General features: G+C 47.2%; 25 protein-coding genes. 21 read left to right on the top strand and 4 right to left on the bottom strand.

The window, feature by feature from the left end:
* Positions 1-6 precede the first annotated feature (6 nt).
* Positions 7-276, top strand: coding sequence for a hypothetical protein (locus tag NJR55_RS08430; RefSeq protein ID WP_253619557.1), 270 nt, complete (start codon positions 7-9; stop codon positions 274-276).
* Here NJR55_RS08430 and nadB read toward each other — a convergent pair.
* Positions 273-1874: an L-aspartate oxidase gene (gene nadB / locus NJR55_RS08425; RefSeq protein WP_253619556.1), complete on the bottom strand. Its 1602-nt coding sequence runs from the start codon at positions 1872-1874 to the stop codon at positions 273-275. The genes NJR55_RS08430 and nadB overlap by 4 nt on opposite strands.
* Before the next feature lie 145 nt (positions 1875-2019).
* On the opposite strand from nadB, the gene rpoE reads away from it, so the two are divergent.
* From rpoE to NJR55_RS08345, 16 genes are all read left to right on the top strand, one after another.
* Positions 2020-2598 carry an RNA polymerase sigma factor RpoE gene (gene rpoE / locus NJR55_RS08420; RefSeq protein WP_011234067.1) on the top strand — a complete coding sequence of 193 codons (579 nt, stop codon included), beginning with the start codon at positions 2020-2022 and terminating at the stop codon, positions 2596-2598.
* Positions 2599-2616: 18 nt separating this feature from the next.
* Positions 2617-3207, top strand: coding sequence for a sigma-E factor negative regulatory protein (locus NJR55_RS08415; protein ID WP_253619555.1), 591 nt, complete (start codon positions 2617-2619; stop codon positions 3205-3207).
* 4 nt (positions 3208-3211) lie between these two features.
* Complete coding sequence (locus NJR55_RS08410; RefSeq protein ID WP_253619554.1) at positions 3212-4177, top strand: MucB/RseB C-terminal domain-containing protein; 966 nt, start codon at positions 3212-3214, stop codon at positions 4175-4177.
* Positions 4177-4620, top strand: a complete 444-nt coding sequence (locus NJR55_RS08405; RefSeq protein WP_253619553.1) for a SoxR reducing system RseC family protein — start codon at positions 4177-4179, stop codon at positions 4618-4620. The genes NJR55_RS08410 and NJR55_RS08405 overlap by 1 nt, the downstream gene beginning before the upstream one ends.
* Positions 4621-4724: 104 nt before the next feature.
* Complete coding sequence (lepA, locus tag NJR55_RS08400; RefSeq protein ID WP_253619552.1) at positions 4725-6536, top strand: translation elongation factor 4; 1812 nt, start codon at positions 4725-4727, stop codon at positions 6534-6536.
* Between the two features lie 3 nt (positions 6537-6539).
* A complete protein-coding gene (gene lepB, locus NJR55_RS08395; protein WP_253619551.1) occupies positions 6540-7460 on the top strand; it encodes a signal peptidase I in 921 nt (306 codons plus the stop codon).
* Positions 7457-8146 (top strand): ribonuclease III, encoded by a 690-nt coding sequence (gene rnc / locus NJR55_RS08390; RefSeq protein ID WP_253619550.1) that lies wholly within the window; start codon positions 7457-7459, stop codon positions 8144-8146. The genes lepB and rnc overlap by 4 nt, the downstream gene beginning before the upstream one ends.
* On the top strand, positions 8143-9060 hold the full coding sequence (gene era, locus NJR55_RS08385) for a GTPase Era (protein WP_253619547.1): 918 nt from the start codon (positions 8143-8145) through the stop codon (positions 9058-9060). The genes rnc and era overlap by 4 nt, the downstream gene beginning before the upstream one ends.
* Before the next feature lie 3 nt (positions 9061-9063).
* A complete protein-coding gene (recO, locus tag NJR55_RS08380; RefSeq protein WP_253619545.1) occupies positions 9064-9768 on the top strand; it encodes a DNA repair protein RecO in 705 nt (234 codons plus the stop codon).
* A 38-nt stretch (positions 9769-9806) separates the two neighbouring features.
* Complete coding sequence (gene pdxJ, locus NJR55_RS08375; RefSeq protein WP_253619544.1) at positions 9807-10535, top strand: pyridoxine 5'-phosphate synthase; 729 nt, start codon at positions 9807-9809, stop codon at positions 10533-10535.
* On the top strand, positions 10535-10915 hold the full coding sequence (gene acpS / locus NJR55_RS08370; protein WP_253619542.1) for a holo-ACP synthase: 381 nt from the start codon (positions 10535-10537) through the stop codon (positions 10913-10915). The genes pdxJ and acpS overlap by 1 nt, the downstream gene beginning before the upstream one ends.
* A gap of 27 nt (positions 10916-10942) precedes the next feature.
* Entirely contained in the window at positions 10943-12295 is a 1353-nt protein-coding gene (gene rlmD, locus NJR55_RS08365; RefSeq protein ID WP_253619541.1) for a 23S rRNA (uracil(1939)-C(5))-methyltransferase RlmD, read from the top strand.
* 3 nt (positions 12296-12298) lie between these two features.
* Entirely contained in the window at positions 12299-14488 is a 2190-nt protein-coding gene (gene relA, locus NJR55_RS08360) for a GTP diphosphokinase (protein ID WP_253619539.1), read from the top strand.
* A gap of 22 nt (positions 14489-14510) precedes the next feature.
* Complete coding sequence (mazG, locus tag NJR55_RS08355; protein WP_253619538.1) at positions 14511-15287, top strand: nucleoside triphosphate pyrophosphohydrolase; 777 nt, start codon at positions 14511-14513, stop codon at positions 15285-15287.
* A gap of 100 nt (positions 15288-15387) precedes the next feature.
* A complete protein-coding gene (locus NJR55_RS08350) occupies positions 15388-15672 on the top strand; it encodes a hypothetical protein (protein WP_253619537.1) in 285 nt (94 codons plus the stop codon).
* Positions 15673-15919: 247 nt separating this feature from the next.
* The gene (locus tag NJR55_RS08345; protein WP_253619535.1) at positions 15920-16252 is read left to right on the top strand and encodes a DMT family transporter; all 333 of its coding nucleotides are present in this window, start codon (positions 15920-15922) and stop codon (positions 16250-16252) included.
* Positions 16253-16437: 185 nt separating this feature from the next.
* Here the strand turns inward: NJR55_RS08345 and NJR55_RS08340 are convergent, their stop codons facing one another.
* Positions 16438-16929, bottom strand: a complete 492-nt coding sequence (locus NJR55_RS08340; protein ID WP_253619533.1) for a DUF2938 domain-containing protein — start codon at positions 16927-16929, stop codon at positions 16438-16440.
* A gap of 79 nt (positions 16930-17008) precedes the next feature.
* Between NJR55_RS08340 and NJR55_RS08335 the strand changes: the two genes are divergently transcribed.
* The 4 genes from NJR55_RS08335 to NJR55_RS08320 all read left to right on the top strand — a co-directional run bounded on the left by NJR55_RS08335 (position 17009) and on the right by NJR55_RS08320 (position 19112).
* Positions 17009-17404 (top strand): helix-turn-helix domain-containing protein, encoded by a 396-nt coding sequence (locus tag NJR55_RS08335; protein ID WP_253619531.1) that lies wholly within the window; start codon positions 17009-17011, stop codon positions 17402-17404.
* Positions 17405-17435: 31 nt separating this feature from the next.
* A complete protein-coding gene (locus NJR55_RS08330; RefSeq protein ID WP_253619529.1) occupies positions 17436-17837 on the top strand; it encodes a GFA family protein in 402 nt (133 codons plus the stop codon).
* Positions 17838-18066: 229 nt separating this feature from the next.
* Complete coding sequence (locus tag NJR55_RS08325) at positions 18067-18669, top strand: hypothetical protein (RefSeq protein ID WP_253619527.1); 603 nt, start codon at positions 18067-18069, stop codon at positions 18667-18669.
* A 17-nt stretch (positions 18670-18686) separates the two neighbouring features.
* Positions 18687-19112, top strand: a complete 426-nt coding sequence (locus tag NJR55_RS08320; RefSeq protein ID WP_253619525.1) for a GNAT family N-acetyltransferase — start codon at positions 18687-18689, stop codon at positions 19110-19112.
* A gap of 121 nt (positions 19113-19233) precedes the next feature.
* Here NJR55_RS08320 and NJR55_RS08315 read toward each other — a convergent pair whose 3' ends face one another.
* Positions 19234-20127 (bottom strand): ZIP family metal transporter, encoded by an 894-nt coding sequence (locus NJR55_RS08315; RefSeq protein ID WP_253619523.1) that lies wholly within the window; start codon positions 20125-20127, stop codon positions 19234-19236.
* Complete coding sequence (locus NJR55_RS08310; RefSeq protein WP_253619521.1) at positions 20124-20732, bottom strand: superoxide dismutase; 609 nt, start codon at positions 20730-20732, stop codon at positions 20124-20126. Before NJR55_RS08310 ends, NJR55_RS08315 begins: the two co-directional genes overlap by 4 nt.
* Positions 20733-20815: the final 83 nt, after the last annotated feature.

The following is a 20815-nucleotide window of genomic DNA, read 5'->3' as shown; positions in this document are numbered from 1 at the left end:
CGCGCGGTGAGCCCTGACAGTTATTTCCGCTTACAGCGACCCATGCGCGTGTTGTCTGTGTCGGCTTGCGGACGCTACTGGTGGTGGCAAAGCGAACGTTGTCAATTATTCAGCAAGGCACTGGTCGTAGGCGGTATGTTGGTTTTACTGCCGCTTGCCTATAAAACAGAAAAAGGTCAGGAAAAGCGGCGCTGGCTGCGGGTTTGGTGGTTTCAGTTGTCAAAGGCGCAGCAGATAAAACTGCGGCGCCAGTTACAACAGCTGTCAGAGCCCTAACTTTTAGGTGTCAGGACCGTAGGCTGAGGATCCGGTAATGTGTCAGGGTAGTCCAGAGTATAGTGTAAGCCGCGACTTTCTTTACGACTAATAGCGCTTCGTACAATAAGCTCTGATACCTGCACCAAATTACGTAATTCCAGTAAATTGTTACTCACACGGAAGTTTGAGTAATACTCGTGAATTTCGCGCTGTAACAACTGAATTCGGTGAAGGGCTCGTTCCAGACGCTTAGTGGTACGCACAATGCCCACGTAGTCCCACATAAACAGTCGTAGCTCATGCCAGTTATGTTGAATAATAACTTCCTCATCGGAGTTGCCTACCTGACTTTCATCCCAGCCGGGAATATGGTTCAAGGCTTGTTGATGGGGACGCTTAGATAAAATATCTTTAGCTGCCGCGCGGGCAAATACCAGACATTCCAGCAGCGAATTGCTGGCCATGCGGTTCGCACCGTGCAGGCCTGTGCAGGCAACTTCACCAACGGCATATAAGTTGGGTAAATCGGTCGCTGCGTTCATATCGGTTTTAACACCGCCACAGGTGTAGTGGGCCGCAGGAACAACCGGCATCGGCTCTTTGCTGATATCAATGCCCAGCGACAAGCACTTTTCCATAATGGTAGGGAAGTGATGCTGGATAAAGTCTTTCGGTTTATGAGAAATATCCAGATACATGCAGTCGGCACCCAGACGCTTCATTTCAAAGTCGATAGCGCGGGCAACTACGTCGCGCGGGGCCAGCTCAGCAGACTCATGAAAGTCCGGCATAAAGCGAGTACCGTCCGGGCGCTTCAGCAAGGCACCTTCGCCGCGTAAGGCTTCGCTTAATAAAAAGCTCTGTGCATTGGGGTGAAATAAACAAGTCGGATGGAACTGATTAAATTCCATATTGGCAACGCTACAGCCTGCACGCCAGGCCATGGCAATACCGTCGCCGCTGGCAATATCCGGATTACTGGTATACTGATATACCTTACTTGCACCGCCAGTAGCCAGCACCACGCAACCTGCCGCAACGGTTTCAACTTGTTCTTTCTGGCGACTCCAGACATAAGCTCCATAGCAACCGTCAGGTTTACCGATACGTGAACCCGTGATCAAGTCGACGGCGTTGTATCGTTCCAGCACCTGAATATTTGGATGCTCCATTGCTTTTTTCTGCAATGTTGTTTGTACCGCTTTGCCGGTGGCATCTGCTGCGTGCAGAATGCGGCGATGGCTGTGACCACCTTCACGGTTCAGATGGTAGGCCGGGTTGCTGTCTTTAGACTCAACTTGATCAAAGCCTACTCCGGCGTCAATCAGCCATTGCAGACTTGCGCGCGCGTTTTCTGTGGTAAACTTAACGGCTTCGGGATCGCAAAGGCCGGCGCCGGCAATTAAGGTATCCTCGATGTGACTCTCAATACTGTCGTTTTCGTCGAATACTGCGGCTATACCGCCTTGCGCATAAAAGGTTGAGCCTTCAGTCAGCGGGCCTTTACTTAGTACCGTAACGTTTAAGTTATCGGCTAATTGTAAAGCGGTAGTTAATCCCGCGGCTCCCGAACCAATAATCAGTACATCGCATTGATAATTTGCAACAGGTTCCATAAAGTACTCAATGTGAATTTTGAACGATTTTACGCATTTGGCGATATTTTTGCGAACTTTTTACATGCGGCTCTGTCACAGTCAGTAAGAAACAGGACGGGCCGCCAGTTCCAGCAGTTCCTGGGTTAAGGGAGAACAGGCTCGGATGAGCGAACAGGTGAGTGACCAACAGCTGGTCGAAAGAGTACAACAAGGTGATAACCGGGCTTTTGATCTGCTGGTAAAAAAGTATCAGCATAAAGTCATGAGTTTGATATCGCGTTATGTCAAACAACAGGGCGACGTAGCTGATGTTGCACAGGAAGCGTTTATAAAAGCGTATCGGGCGTTACCGAACTTCCGTGGCGACAGTGCCTTTTATACCTGGCTATACCGAATTGCGGTTAATACGGCGAAAAACTATTTAGTTTCGCAAGGTAGAAAACCGCCCGCATCTGACATTGATGCAGAAGACGCAGAGTTTTATGAAGGAGCCGGTGCGCTAAGAGACAGCGCCTCTCCGGAAAGACAAATGCTCTCTGATGAAATTCGAGATGTGGTATTAAAAACAATCGATGAGTTGCCGGATGATTTACGCCGGGCAATTACATTAAGGGAAATTGAAGGTCTCGGTTACGAGGAAATTGCGCTAGAAATGGATTGTCCTATAGGTACTGTCCGCTCTCGCATCTTTCGCGCTCGGGAAGCAATAGATAATCAACTCCGACCGTTGCTGGAACGGTAAACTAACAGAGGGGCATCTATGTCTCGGAATAAATCAGAATCAACATCCGCGCTGTTTGATGAACAAATCATCAATGCCGATGAAATTGAAGCACTGTTGAAAGATGAACAGGCTCAGCAGGAGTGGCACCGTTACAGTGTTATTCGTGCGGCATTAAAAGGCGACTTAAACTCCGATATCAGTCTTGATATCAGTGAGCGGGTTCGCGTCAGCGTAAGCCAGGAATCCAATAATGTTGTTAAGCCCGGTTTTGGTGGCTCCAAGAGCCAGAATAAAGCTGCTTCCCGTTGGTTCCAGCCTTTCGCTAAAGTTGCCGTTGCAGCAAGTGTTGCTGTGGTTGCGGTGATGACAGTGCAAACTTATCAGCAACCAGTAACCCCCGATGGTAGCAGCGCAGAGCCTACTTTGCTAACCAGTCCTATCGGCGGCGGTCGTGAGCCGGTGAGCTTGAATCGTGTTGAACCAATGTCGCAAATCAGTGACCAGCAAAGACGCCGTCAGGTTCAGTCATACTTGATTGACCATCAGCAACAATTGATGTTGCAGCAAAAAGCAGAGCAGACAGAAAAAGATGAGCAGTCAGAGCAGGAGCTCAACAAAGGTAATTAAGGCTATGATAACTCGGTTGTACCGGTCTATTTTATGTGGCGCTGTTTTATTCGCCGGAACCTTTTCGGTAAGCGCACAACAGACTAGCGAACAAGCAGAAAGTGGTGCTGACTGGTTCAACCGTATGGCAAAAGCGCTAACTGAATTGAACTTTGAAGCTTCTCTGGTTCATGTACATGGCGACCAGATTGAGCCTTACCAGTGGCTACAGGGCAACGACCCGGAAATAGGAAGTACCGAACTGTTAATTCAAATGAATGGTCCGGATTTTCGAATCTTAAGGGTTAATAACAAAGTCGCCCATTTTAATACCTCAGCCAGTAACTACGCGCTAAAGTCCGATACTATTACTGCTATCTTGCCGGCTGCGTTCTCCGAGCCCTTTGAACGTCTCAGCCATAGCTATCAGGTTATGGTGGGCGGTGGCGCACGGGTTTTAGGTCGCAACGCCCAGCATATTCGTATTTTAAGCCGCGATAACCAGCGTTATAGCTACGCACTATGGATAGATCGTAAGCACGGTATGCCGCTTAAAATGATCATGATGAATCAGTCCGGCGATGTTGTGGAGCAAATGCAACTAACCAGTTTATCGGTTCGTGATACCGCTCCCGAGATAACCAAAGAAATAAGCAATATTGAAATGCCGCCGCTGTTAAAAGATCTCCGGGTGCAAAGCGCAACAAACTACAGTGTTGGGCCGCGGTGGGCACCGCGCGGGTTCAAATTATTAAGCCAGCAAAGCCACACTCTTGTTGTTGATGCAACGCCGGTTGACCATTATTTGTTTTCCGATGGCCTCGCCGAATATTCTGTTTATGTGGCTGAGCTAACAGAAGGTATGGAAACCGATCTCGCGCTATCTTCTTCACACACTTTGTTCTCAAAGCGTTATAATAACTTTCTTGTGACAGTGGTGGGTCAGGTACCTTTAGCTATGGCTCAACGCATAGCGGCAGAAGTTAAATAATGAAAGAAATAGCAGAAGTAACAGCGGTTGATGGCAACCGCGTAACCGTTACCACCCAGTTGAAAACTGCCTGCTCGGGTTGTGCGCAGGTATCTAACTGTGGTGCCGGCATTTTAAGTAAAGTTTTTGCTGACCGAAATGCGCAGTTTACCGTGGTTACTGAACAAAGTTTTAGCCCGGGCGACCAAGTGCAATTAGAAGTACCGGAAACCGCAGTAACACGCTTTGCTTTACTACTCTACGGTTTACCCATACTGACACTGCTGCTATTAGCTGTGCTACTGGAAAATACAGGCACGTTATCCGAAGGTTTTGTTATTTTACTGTCCTTTGCTGGCTTTGCTTTTACCTTTTGGGGATTAAAACGCTGGTTCCGTAAACGTGACATTCAAGTCAATGCGATGGTCAAACTGGAAAGCGTTGCGGCTGAAGTTCAGCACTGAAACCCCTGAACTGTCATAAAGTCCTTTGTTCTTGCCGCTAACATGAGTATGATCGGGACTAATTTTTTAAGTTCCAGAATTTAAGTTTTACAGAGGTATCATCAATGCCGAATAGGGCGTTCAAGCAAAGTAATATTCGTAATTTCTCGATCATCGCTCACATTGACCACGGTAAGTCGACTTTGTCGGATCGTCTGATTCAGCATTGTGGCGGACTGACCGACCGTGAAATGGCAGAGCAAGTACTCGATTCCATGGATTTGGAGCGCGAGCGGGGTATTACGATTAAAGCGCAGAGCGTAACCCTTTATTACACGGCTAAAGATGGTGAGACCTATCAGTTAAACTTCATCGATACTCCGGGGCACGTTGACTTCTCTTATGAAGTATCGCGTTCACTGGCGGGTTGTGAAGGTGCGCTACTGGTTGTTGATGCAGCTCAGGGTGTTGAAGCACAGACTTTGGCAAACTGTTACACCGCTATAGAAATGGACTTAGAAGTTGTTCCGGTACTGAACAAAATTGATCTGCCACAGGCCGATGCAATGGGCGTGGCACAGGAAATAGAAGACATTGTCGGGATTGAGGCTGTGGATGCGGTTCAATGCTCGGCTAAAACTGGTTTAGGTATTGATGATGTGCTTGAACGCATTGTCCGGCAAATACCGCCGCCTAAGGGCGAACCAGAAGAGCCTTTACAGGCACTGATTATTGACTCCTGGTTTGATAATTATCAGGGCGTTGTTTCTTTGGTTCGCGTGCGTAACGGAACGCTGCGAGCTGGTGAAAAAATGACAGTAATGTCCACTGGCCAGTCGTATCAAATTGATAAAGTCGGCTATTTTGACCCGAAACCCCATGAAACTGGTATTTTGCACACTGGCGAGGTGGGCTATGTTATTTCGGGCATTAAAGACATTCTGGGCGCACCGGTCGGTGACACTCTAACTAACACGAAGAGCCCGGCAAAAGAGCCCGTACCGGGCTTTAAAAAAGTCAAACCTCAGGTTTACGCAGGTATGTTCCCAATCAGCTCTGAGGATTACGAGTCGTTCCGGGATGCTTTGGGGAAATTGTCGTTAAACGACGCGTCGCTTTTTTATGAGCCAGAAAACTCTGCTGCACTTGGTTTTGGTTTCCGTTGTGGTTTCCTTGGCATGCTGCACATGGAGATTATTCAGGAACGTTTAGAGCGTGAGTACGACATAGACCTGATTACCACTGCACCGACGGTTGTTTACGAAGTTGAAAAAACCGATGGCAGCATAGTCAAAGTGGACAACCCGGTGAACTTGCCGGCGGTTAACGATATTGAAACCATTTACGAACCTATTGTGGAAGCCAACATTTTGGTTCCGCAAGAGTTTTTGGGTAATGTTATTACTTTATGTGTTGATAAGCGCGGCGTACAAACGGCTATGGCTTATCACGGTAAACAAGTTGCGGTCACTTACGAGCTGCCTATGGCAGAAGTGGTTATGGATTTCTTCGACCGGCTAAAATCGACCAGTCGTGGTTACGCTTCACTGGATTATCAGTTCAAGAAATTTGAACCTGCGGACATGGTTCGTGTCGATATACTGATTAACGGCGACCGGGTAGATGCTCTGGCAATGATCACCCACCGTGATCACGCTGAAGGGCGCGGCCGCATGTTAGTTGATAAAATGCGTGAGTTAATTCCACGACAAATGTTTGATATTGCCATTCAGGCGACCATTGGCAACCATGTTATTGCGCGCTCAACGGTCAAGCAGCTGCGTAAAAACGTAACAGCTAAGTGTTATGGCGGTGACGTTAGTCGTAAGAAGAAGCTTTTACAAAAACAAAAAGAGGGTAAAAAGCGCATGAAGAACCTGGGTAACGTAGAAGTACCTCAGGAAGCCTTCCTTGCGGTTTTAAAAGTAGGCAAATAGGAAATGGCCAATTATTTTTCAATTATTTTAACCGTTATTACTGTTCTGTCCGGGTTATTATGGCTTTACGATGCGAGAGTGTTAAAGCCAAAGCGTAAAGCGGTTATTGCTGAAGTTGAGACAAAAACAACCAAGGCTTTAACCGAAGAGCAAATTGACACTCTGGCGCCTCAGCCTAAACTTATGGAGCTGAGCGAGTCTATTTTTCCGGTTATTGCTTTAGTACTGGTGGTACGTACTTTGTTATACGAGCCGTTCCAGATACCGTCAGGCTCAATGATGCCAACCTTGCTGAAAGGAGACTTTATTCTGGTAGAGAAGTTTTCCTATGGCATTAAAGATCCGCTTTTTCAGGAAACCTTGGTAGATACCTCAATGCCGGAACGCGGTGATATTGCGGTATTTAAGTACCCAGAAGAACCAAATATTGATTTTATAAAGCGTATTGTTGGCTTACCCGGCGACCGTATTATCTACCGTAACAAGTCGCTTTATATTCAACCGGCCTGTGCGGTAGGTCAGAAAGACTGTGAAGAAATGAAGGTGGTGTCCACCTCGTTAAAAGCAGATGGTGAGTATTTCTCCGGTTCGTCACCTTTACGCACCTATGACGAACAGTTAGGTGATGTAAACCACGAAATTCTTATCGACCCACGCGTTGCGCCACGGACTATGTCGTATTTTAATCAGCCGGGCACACAGAAAGACGAGTGGGTGGTGCCGGAAGGCCAGTATTTTGCTATGGGTGATAACCGCGATAATTCTCGTGATAGCCGCTACTGGGGCTTCGTTGACGAAGAACTGCTGGTTGGCAAAGCGGTATTCATCTGGATGAGTTTTGAAATGGATCGCAGTAGCGATAGTTGGTTGCCGTCGTGGGTTCCTACGGGAGTTCGATTTGAAAGGCTAGGGAGTATTGAGTGAGTTTGCCCAAACCACCTTTAACGGAACTGGAAAAAATTGTTGGTCATAGCTTTGAACAGCAGGATTTATTGCGTCAGGCAATGACCCACCGTAGCGCATCATCAACACACAATGAACGCCTGGAGTTTCTGGGCGATTCTATTTTAGGCTTGGTGATAGCTGAAGCTTTGTATCAAAAGTTTCCCAAAGTAGCAGAAGGCGATTTAAGCCGCATGCGCGCCGCGATAGTTTGTGGTCGCTCTTTGGCGAAGTTGGGTAAAAAAATGGGACTGGGCGATTTTTTGTCGCTGGGTCAGGGCGAGTTAAAAAGCGGCGGTTATCGTCGCGAGTCGATTCTTGCCGATGCAGTAGAAGCCATTATTGGTGCCATTTACCTCGACAGTGACATGGATACGATTCGGAAGGTCATTCTTAACTGGTTTGAACCCCAGTTAACCTTGATTGAGCCCGGCACCAGCCAGAAAGATCCAAAAACACGTCTGCAGGAGTTACTGCAGTCGCGTCAGAAGCCTTTACCTGAGTACGACGTGGTTGCTACGCAAGGGCAGGCGCACAATCAACAATTTACCGTAAACTGTTCTGTAGAAGGTATCGAAAGCCCTTTTAAAGGCACAGGTACCAGCCGCCGTAAAGCCGAACAGGCTGCAGCAACGGCCGCATTAGAACATTTGCAGGAGAGCGCATGACGCTGGATATAGAACTGGACGAGAATAAACACAGCGGCTTCGTCGCCATTGTTGGTCGTCCGAATGTGGGGAAATCCACACTGATTAACCGGTTGCTGGGGCAGAAAATCAGCATTACCTCGAATAAGCCTCAGACTACCCGCCACCGTATTTTAGGTGTAGACACCGACGATGGCTGTCAGGCTATTTATGTCGATACGCCGGGTATGCACAAAGAAGAACCTCGTGCCATAAACCGGGTGATGAACCAGACTGCTTCCTCTGCGTTAAAAGACGTAGACTTAGTGCTGTTCGTGGTTGAAAACCTAAAGTGGCTGGAAGACGATAAAATGGTGCTGGAAAAAATTCAGCGCAGTAAGGTCCCGGTGGTCTTGCTGGTTAATAAAGTCGACCAATTGAAAGACAAAGAACGCTTATTGCCGCACTTGCAGTGGCTGAATGAACAGCATAAGTTTGATGCCATTCTGCCTATATCGGCAACACACGGCGCCAACATCGACGAGCTGAGAAAAATTGTCCGTTCGCATTTGCAGCCAGGCTATCATTATTATCCTGAAGACTATGTAACCGACCGTTCTGTACGCTTTATGGCAGCAGAAATTGTGCGTGAAAAGCTTATGCGTTTTACCGGCGACGAACTGCCGTATGAAACTACGGTGGAAATTGAGCAGTTTGGTCAGTCTGAAAAAGGCACCACTCACATTCATGCCTTAATACTGGTTGAGCGTGAAGCGCAGAAGCGGATGATCATCGGCCAGGGTGGCAGTAAACTGAAAACCATAGGCACTGAAGCCCGGCGCGATTTAGAAAAACTGCTGGACAACAAAGTCATGATGAAACTTTGGGTGAAGGTCAAATCTGGTTGGTCGGACGACGAACGAGCGTTGAAAAGTCTGGGCTACCGGGAAGATTAACCGGTGGCGCAGCGGGCACTGGTGTTGCATCGTTGGGACTATCAGGAAACCAGTCTCATTCTGGACCTGTTCACTGAAGATAAAGGACGAGTTCGGGTGGTGGCTAAAGGCGCTAAGCGCCCGAAAAACCCCTGGCGCGGTTTAGCACAACCTTTTATGCCACTGTTGGCCGAGTTTCAGGGGCGCAGCGACTTAAAAACCTTAACCTTGCTGGAACCGCAGCAGGCAACCCAAAAACTGCTGTTGCAGGGCGATAAACTTTACAGTGGCTTTTACCTCAATGAGTTAATTCAACGGCTGGTGCCGACAGAAGCTGAAGCCCCCGAGCTTTTTGAAAGCTATTTTTCAGCCTTACAAAACATGACCAACAGCGAGCGCGTAGAGCCAGCTTTACGTCAGTTTGAATGGCAGTTATTACAGCATTTGGGAGCGGCGTTTGACTGGCATTATGACGCCGACACCGGCCATGCACTGTCGGACTCGAAGTGGTGTTATTTTATTCCCGATCATGGCTTTGTGACCCAAGCCAGAGACAATCAACAACGAGCGTATTCGGTGGCGGATATTCAGAAACTGGCCGCGTGGGATGTTGACGACGAAAGCCGTTTAAGACTGCTAAAATATATTATGCGTGACGCCTTAGCGGTTTATTTAGGTGACAAACCGCTGCGCAGTCGTGAACTGTTCCGCGGCACTAAGCGTCAGTGAATTGCGAAGAACTAGCCGAAAGCGAAAGGAGCTGAATAATGAAAGGTTTACGCCTGGGCGTTAACATTGACCATGTGGCCACGTTGCGTAACGCACGTGGAGTTCGTTATCCCGACCCGGTAGCTGCGGCAGCTATTGCCGAACAAGCTGGTGCCGACGGCATTACCATTCATTTGCGTGAAGACCGCCGTCATATTACTGACCGCGACGTTGCCATGCTGAAGCAAACACTGAATGTGCCCATGAATCTGGAAATGGCGGTTACCGAGGAAATGCTCAATATAGCGATAAAAACGCAGCCTACCTACAGTTGTCTGGTACCTGAAAAACGCCAGGAACTGACCACGGAAGGTGGCCTGAATGTTGCTGGTCAGTTAGAAACGATTACCGATGCCACTCGTCGCTTAAGCGATGCCGGTATTCAGGTGTCGTTGTTTATTGACGCTGACCATGAGCAAATAGACGCCGCTAAAAAAGCCGGTGCACCCATTGTGGAGTTGCACACCGGGCAATACGCTGAGGCTGAAACTGAAGAGCAGCGTACCGTTGAACTGGCTCGCTTAATGGAAGCGTCAGAATACGCGCATTCCATTGGTTTGCAGGTGAATGTGGGGCACGGTCTGCACTATCACAACACATTAGAAGTGGCGGAAATCCCACAAGTTTGTGAATTGAATATTGGTCATTCGATTATTGCCCGCGCGGTATTGGTTGGCTTGGATCAGGCTGTGCGCGATATGCGCAATATTTTAGATAAGGCACGCTAATGGCAATTTGGGGCTTAGGTACTGACATTGTTGAAGTAGCCCGTATAGAGCAGTCGTTAGCGCGTGGCAACAGTTTAGTGAAACGCGTGTTAACGCCAAAAGAACAGGAAGAAATGACAGCCTCGGTTGATGAAGCGGCTTTTCTTGCCAAACGTTTTGCTGCCAAAGAAGCCTGTTCCAAGGCCTTTGGTCGTGGTATTTCCGCCGGATTGTCTTTTCAGCATATGCAAGTAGTGCATAACGAATACGGTAAACCTGAATGGCATTTTACCGAAACCGCCGCACAATGGGTAAAAGAGCAGGGCATTACCGGCAGTCATTTATCCATTAGTGACGAAAAGCACTACGCGGTAGCAACGGTTATTTTAGAAATAGATTAGAAATAAATTAGGTAAAGCAAAACCAACATGGCGCAATTTTTTAAGCCGCAGAAGCGCAATAAGTCCGTAAGTAAAACCCTAAAAGGTCAGGTGTCAGCACTTGACCATCAGGCGCGTGCGGTTGTACGTGCAGCTGTAAAAGGTCAGCCCACCCGTTTTATCATGGGCGCCTTGCCGGGCGAAGTTATAGAGTACAAAACTGCCGGCAAACATAGTGGTCATTTAGAGCGTATTCTGGAGCCCAGTAGCGACCGTCGCGAAGCGCCTTGTCAGTATTATGCTAGCTGTGGAGGTTGCGACTTTCAGCACATAGACGAGCAAAAACAACTGGCTCATAAGCGGCAAGTGGTGGAAGAGCTGTTTCAGAAATTCGGCGTATTTAATCCCCAAACCAGCAGTCTGCCATGGCAGGAACCGCTGATCAGCGAACCGATGCGTTACCGTCGCAGAGTGAGGCTGGCAACGCGCTGGCTGGGCAAAGAGCAAAAGTTGCTGATTGGCTTCAGAGAAGCACAAAGCCACCATATTGTCGCCATACAGGACTGCCTGGTAGCCGATGAAATTCTGCTGCAACGCGTCAATGCCCTATACCCTTTATTAAATACATCGGCTGTTGCCAGCAAGCTCGGTCATATTGAGGCTATTAATACCAATACCCCTATTATTTTGCTGCGTATCACGGAAGCGCTGCCGGGTGACGCCATGCAGGCGTTGCAGAAGTGGCAAACAGCCAATAAAACCGATATTTGGTTACAGAGCGAGAACGATCTGCAGCCTTTAGCTGGTGCAGCAATGCCTTTTGATACCAGCATTGACGGTGACAAACTGTATTTTCAGCCGGGTGACTTCCTACAAGTTAACGGCGGTATTAACCAGCGCATGGTGCAACAGGCTATGGACTGGCTGAAGCCAGAAAAAACACAGCGCGTGTATGACTTTTTCGCCGGTATTGGCAACTTCAGTCTTCCGTTAGCGCGCCGGGCAAAGTCGGTACTGGCGGTAGAAGGTGTTTACCGCATGGCTGAGCAGACACGCATTAATGCTGAAAACAACGGGATGGATAACCTGAGTTCACTTAGCGCCGACTTAAACGAAATTACCGCTTCAGACTTAGGTGAGCCCGCCGATTTGTGGTGTTTAGATCCTGCAAGACCGGGGGCTGAAGGTGTGGTGAAGTTGCTGCATAAGCTGAAGCCCGAACACAGACCACAACGCATTTTGTATGTTTCCTGCGCTCCGGATACTTTGGCGCGGGATATTGCCGGCATGCTAACCGAAAGCAAGGGCTGTAATTACCGCATAATTGGCCTGAGTACAGTTGACATGTTTCCGCAAACCCATCACATTGAAACTATGGTTTGTCTGGAGAGAGCGTCGTAAATCATGGTCCATGTACGCAGTACCCACGTGGATGACCCCAAATACAAAGACAGTGAACAGCATTGGCTGAACGCTGTGAGTGATCCTGAGCCGTTAGAAAGTACTTTTCAGCAACTGAAGCAGCAGTTTCCTGAGGAAGCTGAAGCCTTGCTGAAAGGCCAGGAAATGGTCGAAATACTGGCACCACTAAAGCTGGATGCAGAATCCTTGCTGGCGGCGTTGTATGTGCCATTGTTGGAAGCTGGCAAGCTCGATTTAGACAAACTCACTGGTAAACAATCGAAAACCCTGATTGTGCTACTGCGTAACGTACAGCAAATGCAAAGCATTGGTGACTTACAACACTTCCAACACGGCCAGCCAGACGGCAGCCAGATAGACAACGTACGACGCATGTTACTGTCTATGGTGGAGGATGTGCGAGCGGTGCTGATAAAGCTGGCCGAACGCATTTGCTACCTGCGCGAAGTAAAGAAAGCCGACGAAGAAACCCGGGTACTGGCGGCTAAAGAGTGCGCGGAAATATACGCGCCGCTGGCTAACCGGTTAGGCATAGGGCAGCTGAAATGGGAGCTGGAGGACATTTCTTTCCGTTACCTGCATCCTAAAACCTACAAAACCATTGCTCAGCGTTTAGATGAGCGCCGCACCGACCGCGAACTCTACATAGATAATTTTGTCTCGGGGTTGCAGGAGTCGCTGAAGCAGCAGGGTATTGATGCCGATGTCTATGGCCGCCCCAAACATATTTATTCTATTTGGCGCAAAATGCAGAAAAAGCACCTGCAGTTTGACCAACTGTTCGACATTCGTGCTGTACGAATTCTGACCCATAACCTGAAAGACTGTTACGCCGCACTGGGCGTGGTGCATTCCAGTTGGCGCCATATTGCGTCCGAGTTTGACGACTACGTAGCAACGCCTAAACCCAACGGCTATCAGTCCATTCACACCGTGGTTATAGGGCCTGAACACAAGAACGTTGAAATTCAGATACGCTCGCACGACATGCACGACGACGCCGAGTTGGGCGTAGCCGCGCACTGGATGTACAAAGAGGGCGCAGCCGCTGGTAAACGCCACGGTTTTGAAGACAAAATAGCCTGGCTGCGTAAGCTACTGGCCTGGCACGAAGACATGGCCGGCAGCGAAACTCTGGTAGATGAAATTCGCTCGCAGGTGTTTGAAGACCGTGTGTACGTGTTTACCCCGAAGGGCGAGGTAGTGGATTTGCCCATGGGCTCAACCCCGCTCGATTTTGCTTACTATATTCACAGTCAGGTAGGGCATAAGTGCATTGGCGCGAAAATAGACAGCCGCATTGTGCCTTTTACTTACCAGCTGCAAAACGGTGACCGGGTTGAAATTCTGACTCAGAAAAATGCCCAGCCACGGCGCGACTGGTTAAACCCGCAATTGGGTTACCTACATTCGTCACGGGCACGAGCCAAGGTTCACACCTACTTCAAAAAAGAAGACAGAGAAAAGAACCTGCAGGCCGGTAAAGAGTTACTGGAAAACGAACTGCAGAAGTATCAACTGCATGTGGCAGATGCTAGTAAAGCGGTCGAGCGTTTTAACGTTCCGACGCTGGACGATTTGTTAGCCGCTATTGGTGCCGGCGACGTGCGCTTGCACCAAGTGGTGAACTTCCTGAAACCGCAGGAAACCGAAGCCGACAAAGTAGAGCGCTTAACAAAACGTCGTAAAGCCAAGCAGTCACCCAAAACGCCGAAGTCTGACGTTACGGTAGAGGGTATTGGTAACCTGATGATGCACTTTGCAAACTGTTGCGAGCCGCTGCCGGGTGAGCCCATTACCGGGTTTATTACTCAGGGGCGGGGCGTATCTGTGCACCATAGCGACTGCGATCAATTGAAGCATTTATTGCATCAGCACCCTGAGCGGGGTATTGAAGTGTCCTGGTCGGGACACTCCAAACAGGAATACCGTGCAAGCCTGCGTGTGTCAGCCTTAGACCGTAACGGTTTGTTGCATGACATTACCAGCGTGCTGTCGAACGAAAAGGCGGCAGTGGCGCAAATGGACAGCGAAAGCGATGCGCAGTCACAGTCGGCTACCGTAGTGTTAACTCTGACCGTAAAAGACAGCGACGCGTTGAGCCGCATTACAGACAGACTGCGCCAGGTTCACGGTGTGGAGCAAGTTCAGCGCATTACTTTAAAGCTTTAGTTGAAACAATAGAGGTACCTCAGTGAAAGGCATGCAACAACTGCAACAGGTTATGACTCAGTTACGCAACCCAGAAAGCGGCTGCCCCTGGGATTTAAAGCAGAACATGACCTCGTTAATTCCTTACACCATAGAGGAAACCTACGAAGTGGTAGATGCCATTCAGTCGGGTAACTGGCAGTCGATAAAAGATGAGCTGGGAGATTTACTGTTTCAGGTGGTGTTTTATGCTCAGTTAGCGCGCGAAGAGCAGCAATTTGAGCTGGATGACATAGCTGCACATACTGCCGAAAAGCTGATAAGCCGACACCCGCATGTATTTGGCACCGATGCGGAGCGCAACCTGTCTGACGCTGAAATTAAAGCCCAGTGGGAACAGATAAAGCAGCAGGAGCGCACAAAGAAAGATGCCAAAGGCTCTGTGTTTGACGACATACCCAGTCAACTGCCCAGTATTTTAAAAGCTGCCAAACTGCAAAAGCGTGCCGCATCAGTAGGTTTTGACTGGACCGAAGCCGAACCGGTTTACGCCAAAGTTGACGAAGAGATTCAGGAAGTAAAAGAAGCTACCGACCAGGACCACATTGAAGAAGAAATTGGCGACTTACTGTTTGCCGTAGTTAACCTCGCCCGGCACAAACAAGTGAACCCCGAAGCCGCGCTGCAACGCGCCAACGAAAAGTTCAAAAGCCGCTTTCAGCACATTGAGCAAAGCTTAAGCCAGCAAGGCAAACACCCAACCGACTGCAAACTCGACGAACTCGAATCCCTCTGGCAGCAAGCAAAACAAGGCTTATGATGAATGTGGCTATCTCGGACGGCGTAGCCTGACGTTCACGTCAGGTGCGATCTAAAACAAACGACCGCCAGCTATGCTCCTTATCAAAAGGATAAATAAAATGACAAGAATTGAGTTGAATATAAAACCGATTAAAGGGCCTATAATTTTAAAACCTGAGGTTGAACTCCTTGTTAATGGAGAGGGAGTCGGGACAGGCTCTTTCGGCGAAACAATATCGGTTGATGTTGAACCAGGAAGTTATGAGATACAGGCACTTCAGCATAGCTTGATTAAACGAAAATCGAAAAAGTTGAAAGTTAATGCTGCCGTTAATTCAACAGTGAAGATAGTAGGGAAGTACAGTCGCTTTTGGGGAAATGTTCGTATATTTAATGAAAATTAATTATATGCTGGGTAAACACTTTGGATGCGAAAGCTCTGTAATTAAGGCCTAGCCTAATTTTTGACGTCGCGAGCGACTTAAAAAACATCACCACCACTGACCATACCTCTTAGATTTTCTGTAGCACTATATATTAGAAACAATATTCTTCACGAGCTTTGCGCACAGGTGCATAGATATAACAAGACTGCACTTTTTAAAGGTGTTTAAGTAAAATGCTCTTCGATATTTTATTTGGAGAGTTAGAATGAAAAGTTGGTTGTTTCTTGGTGTTGCAATTGCCGCTGAAGTGGTGGCAACTTCTAGCTTGAAAGCAAGTGCGGGGTTTACAAAACTTTGGCCGAGCCTACTAGTTATTCTAGGATACGTTATTGCATTCTATTGTCTTTCTATGGCTTTAAAAACTGTCCCTGTTGGTATTGCTTACGCTATTTGGGCTGGGTTAGGAATCGTATTGATTTCTGCAGTGGGGTGGTTGATTTTTGATCAGAAATTAGATTTTGCCAGCATTATTGGCATGGCGCTAATTGTTGCTGGGGTTGTAGTTCTCAACGTTTTTTCTAAGGTCAGTGTGCATTAAACATTTAACAGGTGGTTACTGTCCCGTATCTGGACCGAATACTATAATTTGGAACGCTCTGCATTCTCGATGCATTGATAATTATTGGTGTCGGGCTTTTTTTATATCTCTCAGTGCAAAATCGAAATCCATTAGCGCCTAACTCGTTTTAGCCGTTAGTCGCTAAAGTTTGCTAAGTAGAACTTTTATATTGAGTAAAAAAGTTTTACTACCCAGCCGGATACATATAAGCCGAACCCAAAAACTGTGTGCGTTATTAAGCTATGTAGTCGGGCAGAGGCAGGATTGTGGGTTTTGGACGCTGCAATACCTGCTCCCATACCTGGCTGCATAATGAGAAAAGGAGCTAAAACGGTAGCTATACCGACGAGTAGTGCCGGGGTAATTGTTGGATTATGAACCCATGATTCTCCCCAAATAATAATGAGTAATGCAGCGAAAATCGTGCCTATCAAATAGTGTGCGGTCCATCCTATAATATGCTCCCCGGTTACCTGGCAGGACTTCGCAATGGAGTTATGCCTGAATTGACCGTGAGGCATGTGGGCAATCCAGCGCCCAACCATTCCATAGTTTGGAAGAGGAATACCAAACAGCGATTTACGCGCGATACTCCACAAATCCATAACTGCAGTTGCTCCAAATCCGATGAATACTATAACTAGCAAATTGTTCATAATTATCCTTTTTGTTCGTCTTAATTTTGAACCAATGACAGCGTACAACTTAAAGTTAACTTGAGGTCAAGAGGAATTTATGGATATTGCTAAGGTCGCCAAACTTTCTGGATTGCCAGCTTCTACTTTGCGATTCTATGAGGAGAAAGGGCTGATCAGCTCTGTCGGACGGCAAGGGTTGCGTAGGGTTTTTAACGCGAACATACTAGATCAATTGGCATTGATCGCTCTTGGGCGTGCGGCAGGTTTTTCACTTGATGAAATTGCGCGCATGATTGGCTCAAAGGGAAAACCCAATATAGATAGAGAATTATTAGCGAATAAAGCCGATGAACTGGATAGAACAATCAAGAAGTTAATAGGGATGCGCGACGGCCTTCGACATGCTGCCGCTTGTTCCGCGCCAAGCCATATGGAGTGTCCGAAATTTCGTCGTTTGCTCGGACTAGCGGCAGATGGCGCATGGTCTAAATAATCGTTTTTAGTGGCGAAAATTAAGGATATTTATGTACCGAGGTAGCTGTCTTTGCGGAGCTGTTAAATTAGAAATTCATGGCGGGATAGACTCAATTATTCATTGCCATTGTTCCAGGTGCAGAAAGAGTAGCGGTACGGCTTACGCTACGAATGGGTTTATAGCCACAAGTGACTTAGTTATTAAAGAGGGAAAAGACTTCATTACTTATTACCAGACTGCACCTGGTAAAAGACGACATTTTTGTAAAAAGTGTGCATCTCCAATTTTCAACAGTAATGAAAATTTGCCGGAAAGACTGCGCCTTAGACTGGGTATTTTGGACTCAGACATAGCTGAAAAGCCAATATCTCACAATTTTGTCTCATCAAGAGCAAGCTGGGACGATTTAGATGCCGATTTACCACGTTATGACGGTAATGAGCCAAGCTGAAAGGTATCCTGGTGTTGCACGTTTGGTACGCTTTATAACTTCTTAATACACCAAAATAATAGCCAATTCCCCGGCTCTTACTTCTTTTATCGGTGCTCGCCGAAAATGAATTTCCTAAACCAAAATTGAAACTTTACTGCATAACCATAGTCAGCTAGCTACAGGGGTTACATTTTTTCAACAATACAAGATGTAATTCAACATTTGGTTTTTATAATTAGGACTCATTGTGAATAAAATAAAAATAATTTTATTAGCCAGCATTCTAACTCTGGCAACGGCATGCAGTAATATTCCACTCAGTACCATGATTAAAATGATGAACCTGAATCCATTAGAAACAGATCCTAAGCAGCTGGTTGTGGCTGTTGTGGCTCCGAATGGAGTTAACGTGCGAGACGGCGATGTGGTCATCGATTTCAGTTTTCGAACTAACGACCCAAGTACCAGTTTTGACCATCACTTCCCGGTAATTATTAATGAAGACTACGCGGTTCCTGATAGCTTAAAAGAAAACATTGAGGAAAATGAAAAAATAACAGTCTTGCAGCTATCAAAAGAAGATGCGCAAACAATGGCTGAAGGACAAAAGATGGTTAAAGACTACCGCGAAAACAATGAAAAAGGAGGAGCGGGCAGTATGAACGTGAGACTGATTTCTGCCTGTCGCGACGAGAATTTTTCTTGGGGCAATTCTGAGCTGAACGTTTATTTAAAAACCCAGGATGATGAAGACTTTTTCTTGTTCCTTGAGGATATGGACGTCACTAAATTAGACGGCGACATACAGCGCAATATTAATGCTATTCCTAATTGTGGGGAGGCTGAGTAGAAGATTAAAAGCACACAATGAAAAAACTAAACTACATAATAAATGACGAACCACCCACAGCCCGCGAATACCTCGAATTACGCGGCAAATTGGGCTGGGACAGTGTTGAGCAGAATATCGCAAAAAAGAGTTTAGATAACTCATTGTTCAATGTTTCAATCCGGCACGCGGAAAACCTTATAGGTATGGCACGAGTTGTTGGTGATGGTTTCATCTACTTTTATATTCAGGACGTTTTAGTCAGTCCTGAATACCAAGGCTATGGTATTGGCCGTGTGCTTATGGAAAGAGTGGAAAACTATTTAAGTAAAGCATGTCCCGAGGGTTCAACGATTGGTCTACTCGCAGCTAAAGGAAAAGAGGCTTTTTATCAGAACTATGAGTTTATTGCGCGAGACGGCGAAAACCTCGGGAAAGGTATGTGTCGCTTTGTTCGAAAGTAGTCTATTTAACGAAAAAACGATACTGGCATCAATTAACTGAGCTTGCTACGTCTTTTAAAGAGGGCTGTAACGGGATACTTCTGTAACAGCTACCTGGATGCCGCGTTAATTAAAGTAATAGCTAACTACCCAAAGCGGTATCCAGTACAAACATCAGCACAAAACCCAGCATAAGGCCGTTCGTTGCGGACATTTCGTGGCCTTTTCTGTGTGATTCGGGAATCATTTCATGACTGATGACGAACAGCATAGCGCCCGCGGCCATAGCCAACCCCCAGGGCAGCACAGCTGAGTTGCTCAATGCAATGGCACCAATAACAGCCATTAAAGGCTCTACTAGCCCCGATAGCATACCTACTCCAATAGAAAGTCTGCGGCTATAACCGGCAGCCAGTAAGGCCATGGCTACGACAAAACCTTCCGGTATGTCTTGTACAGAAATACCGGTTGCCAGAGTCGACGCTCCAACGGTATCTTCGCCCGCATAAGCTACGCCAATTGCCAGTCCCTCCGGAATATTGTGCAGGATAATGGCAATAACAAACAACCAGCTGCGTTTTAATATCAGCGCCTGATGCCCTTCAGTACCTTTAATAAAGTGCTCATGCGGTACACTGCGCTCCAGAGCCATCATCAAAAAAGAGCCCAGGAGAATAGCGGCAGCTACTTTAAGTGGGCCTTGCCAAGCCGTTTGTGCTGCCGCTTCAAACAAGTTTAACGCCGGTATAATGAGAGAAAAAATACTGGCCGCCAGCATGACACCAGCGCCAAACCCCAGCATTGCAGCATGTAAACGACTAGATAACTGATTGGAGAACAGAGCCGGAAGAGTGCCTAAAGCGGTTGCACCGGCAGCCATCATTCCTGCATAAAAGGCGTAGCGTACATGGTCTTGATACTGCATTAGGAGAATGAGCTGATACAGACCATAGCCCGCGCCCAGCACCAGGGCGCACCAGGCAAGCAGCTTGCTTCCAAGTCGCCAGCCAGGTTGAAATAACTCCATTACCTTCATTTATTCTCCTCAAAACGTCTGGCAACTTCCGGCCAGTGAATCACTTCATAAAATGCTGCAATATAGTCTGCACGTTTGTTCTGATACTTTAAATAGTATGCGTGTTCCCATACATCCAATCCTAGTATGGGAGTCAGTCCATCCATTAAAGGACTATCCTGATTGGCTGTACTGGTTATTTCAAGTTGTCCGTTAGCATTAAGCACTAACCAGGCCCAGCCGCTACCAAACCGACTGACCGCTGCCTGAGTGAATTGCTCTTTGAAATTCTGAAAGCTACCAATGTCGCTCTCTATGGCTTTAGCCAGTTTGCCCGTTGGCTTGCCACCGCCCTGAGGTGACATAACTTGCCAGAACAATGAGTGGTTAGCATGACCCCCACCATGATTACGCACTGCAGACTGCATATTACTAGGTATACTCTGAATTTGTCGTAACAGTTCAGATAAGTCCCATTTTTCGTAACGGGTGTCGGCCAGCACTTGGTTTAGACCGTTGACATAGTTCTGGTGATGTCGCTGATGGTGAATTTCCATTGTCATGGCATCAACATGAGGTTCAAGGGCATCGTAAGTATAGGGTAACGCAGGTAATTCAAATGACATAGTTAACTCCTGATTAGTTAATGTAACGATAATTATTATCATTTGCATTTATTTAAATTGCAAGGCATGCTGATGAACAACAC

This window comes from Idiomarina rhizosphaerae (assembly GCF_024159085.1).
Lineage (GTDB): Bacteria > Pseudomonadota > Gammaproteobacteria > Enterobacterales > Alteromonadaceae > Idiomarina > Idiomarina rhizosphaerae.
Note: the sequence above shows the minus strand (reverse complement) of the source record. Positions and strands in the feature narration are given on the sequence as shown.

Excerpts from the sequence above, each read along its gene's own strand:
- nadB (WP_253619556.1), bottom strand. The coding sequence starts at position 1,874 with ATGGAACCTGTTGCAAATTATCAATGCGATGTACTGATTATTGGTTCG.
- rpoE (WP_011234067.1), top strand. The coding sequence starts at position 2,020 with ATGAGCGAACAGGTGAGTGACCAACAGCTGGTCGAAAGAGTACAACAA.
- NJR55_RS08415 (WP_253619555.1), top strand. The coding sequence starts at position 2,617 with ATGTCTCGGAATAAATCAGAATCAACATCCGCGCTGTTTGATGAACAA.
- NJR55_RS08410 (WP_253619554.1), top strand. The coding sequence starts at position 3,212 with ATGATAACTCGGTTGTACCGGTCTATTTTATGTGGCGCTGTTTTATTC.
- NJR55_RS08405 (WP_253619553.1), top strand. The coding sequence starts at position 4,177 with ATGAAAGAAATAGCAGAAGTAACAGCGGTTGATGGCAACCGCGTAACC.
- lepA (WP_253619552.1), top strand. The coding sequence starts at position 4,725 with ATGCCGAATAGGGCGTTCAAGCAAAGTAATATTCGTAATTTCTCGATC.
- lepB (WP_253619551.1), top strand. The coding sequence starts at position 6,540 with ATGGCCAATTATTTTTCAATTATTTTAACCGTTATTACTGTTCTGTCC.
- era (WP_253619547.1), top strand. The coding sequence starts at position 8,143 with ATGACGCTGGATATAGAACTGGACGAGAATAAACACAGCGGCTTCGTC.
- pdxJ (WP_253619544.1), top strand. The coding sequence starts at position 9,807 with ATGAAAGGTTTACGCCTGGGCGTTAACATTGACCATGTGGCCACGTTG.
- acpS (WP_253619542.1), top strand. The coding sequence starts at position 10,535 with ATGGCAATTTGGGGCTTAGGTACTGACATTGTTGAAGTAGCCCGTATA.
- rlmD (WP_253619541.1), top strand. The coding sequence starts at position 10,943 with ATGGCGCAATTTTTTAAGCCGCAGAAGCGCAATAAGTCCGTAAGTAAA.
- relA (WP_253619539.1), top strand. The coding sequence starts at position 12,299 with ATGGTCCATGTACGCAGTACCCACGTGGATGACCCCAAATACAAAGAC.
- NJR55_RS08350 (WP_253619537.1), top strand. The coding sequence starts at position 15,388 with ATGACAAGAATTGAGTTGAATATAAAACCGATTAAAGGGCCTATAATT.
- NJR55_RS08345 (WP_253619535.1), top strand. The coding sequence starts at position 15,920 with ATGAAAAGTTGGTTGTTTCTTGGTGTTGCAATTGCCGCTGAAGTGGTG.
- NJR55_RS08340 (WP_253619533.1), bottom strand. The coding sequence starts at position 16,929 with ATGAACAATTTGCTAGTTATAGTATTCATCGGATTTGGAGCAACTGCA.
- NJR55_RS08335 (WP_253619531.1), top strand. The coding sequence starts at position 17,009 with ATGGATATTGCTAAGGTCGCCAAACTTTCTGGATTGCCAGCTTCTACT.
- NJR55_RS08330 (WP_253619529.1), top strand. The coding sequence starts at position 17,436 with ATGTACCGAGGTAGCTGTCTTTGCGGAGCTGTTAAATTAGAAATTCAT.
- NJR55_RS08320 (WP_253619525.1), top strand. The coding sequence starts at position 18,687 with ATGAAAAAACTAAACTACATAATAAATGACGAACCACCCACAGCCCGC.
- NJR55_RS08315 (WP_253619523.1), bottom strand. The coding sequence starts at position 20,127 with ATGAAGGTAATGGAGTTATTTCAACCTGGCTGGCGACTTGGAAGCAAG.
- NJR55_RS08310 (WP_253619521.1), bottom strand. The coding sequence starts at position 20,732 with ATGTCATTTGAATTACCTGCGTTACCCTATACTTACGATGCCCTTGAA.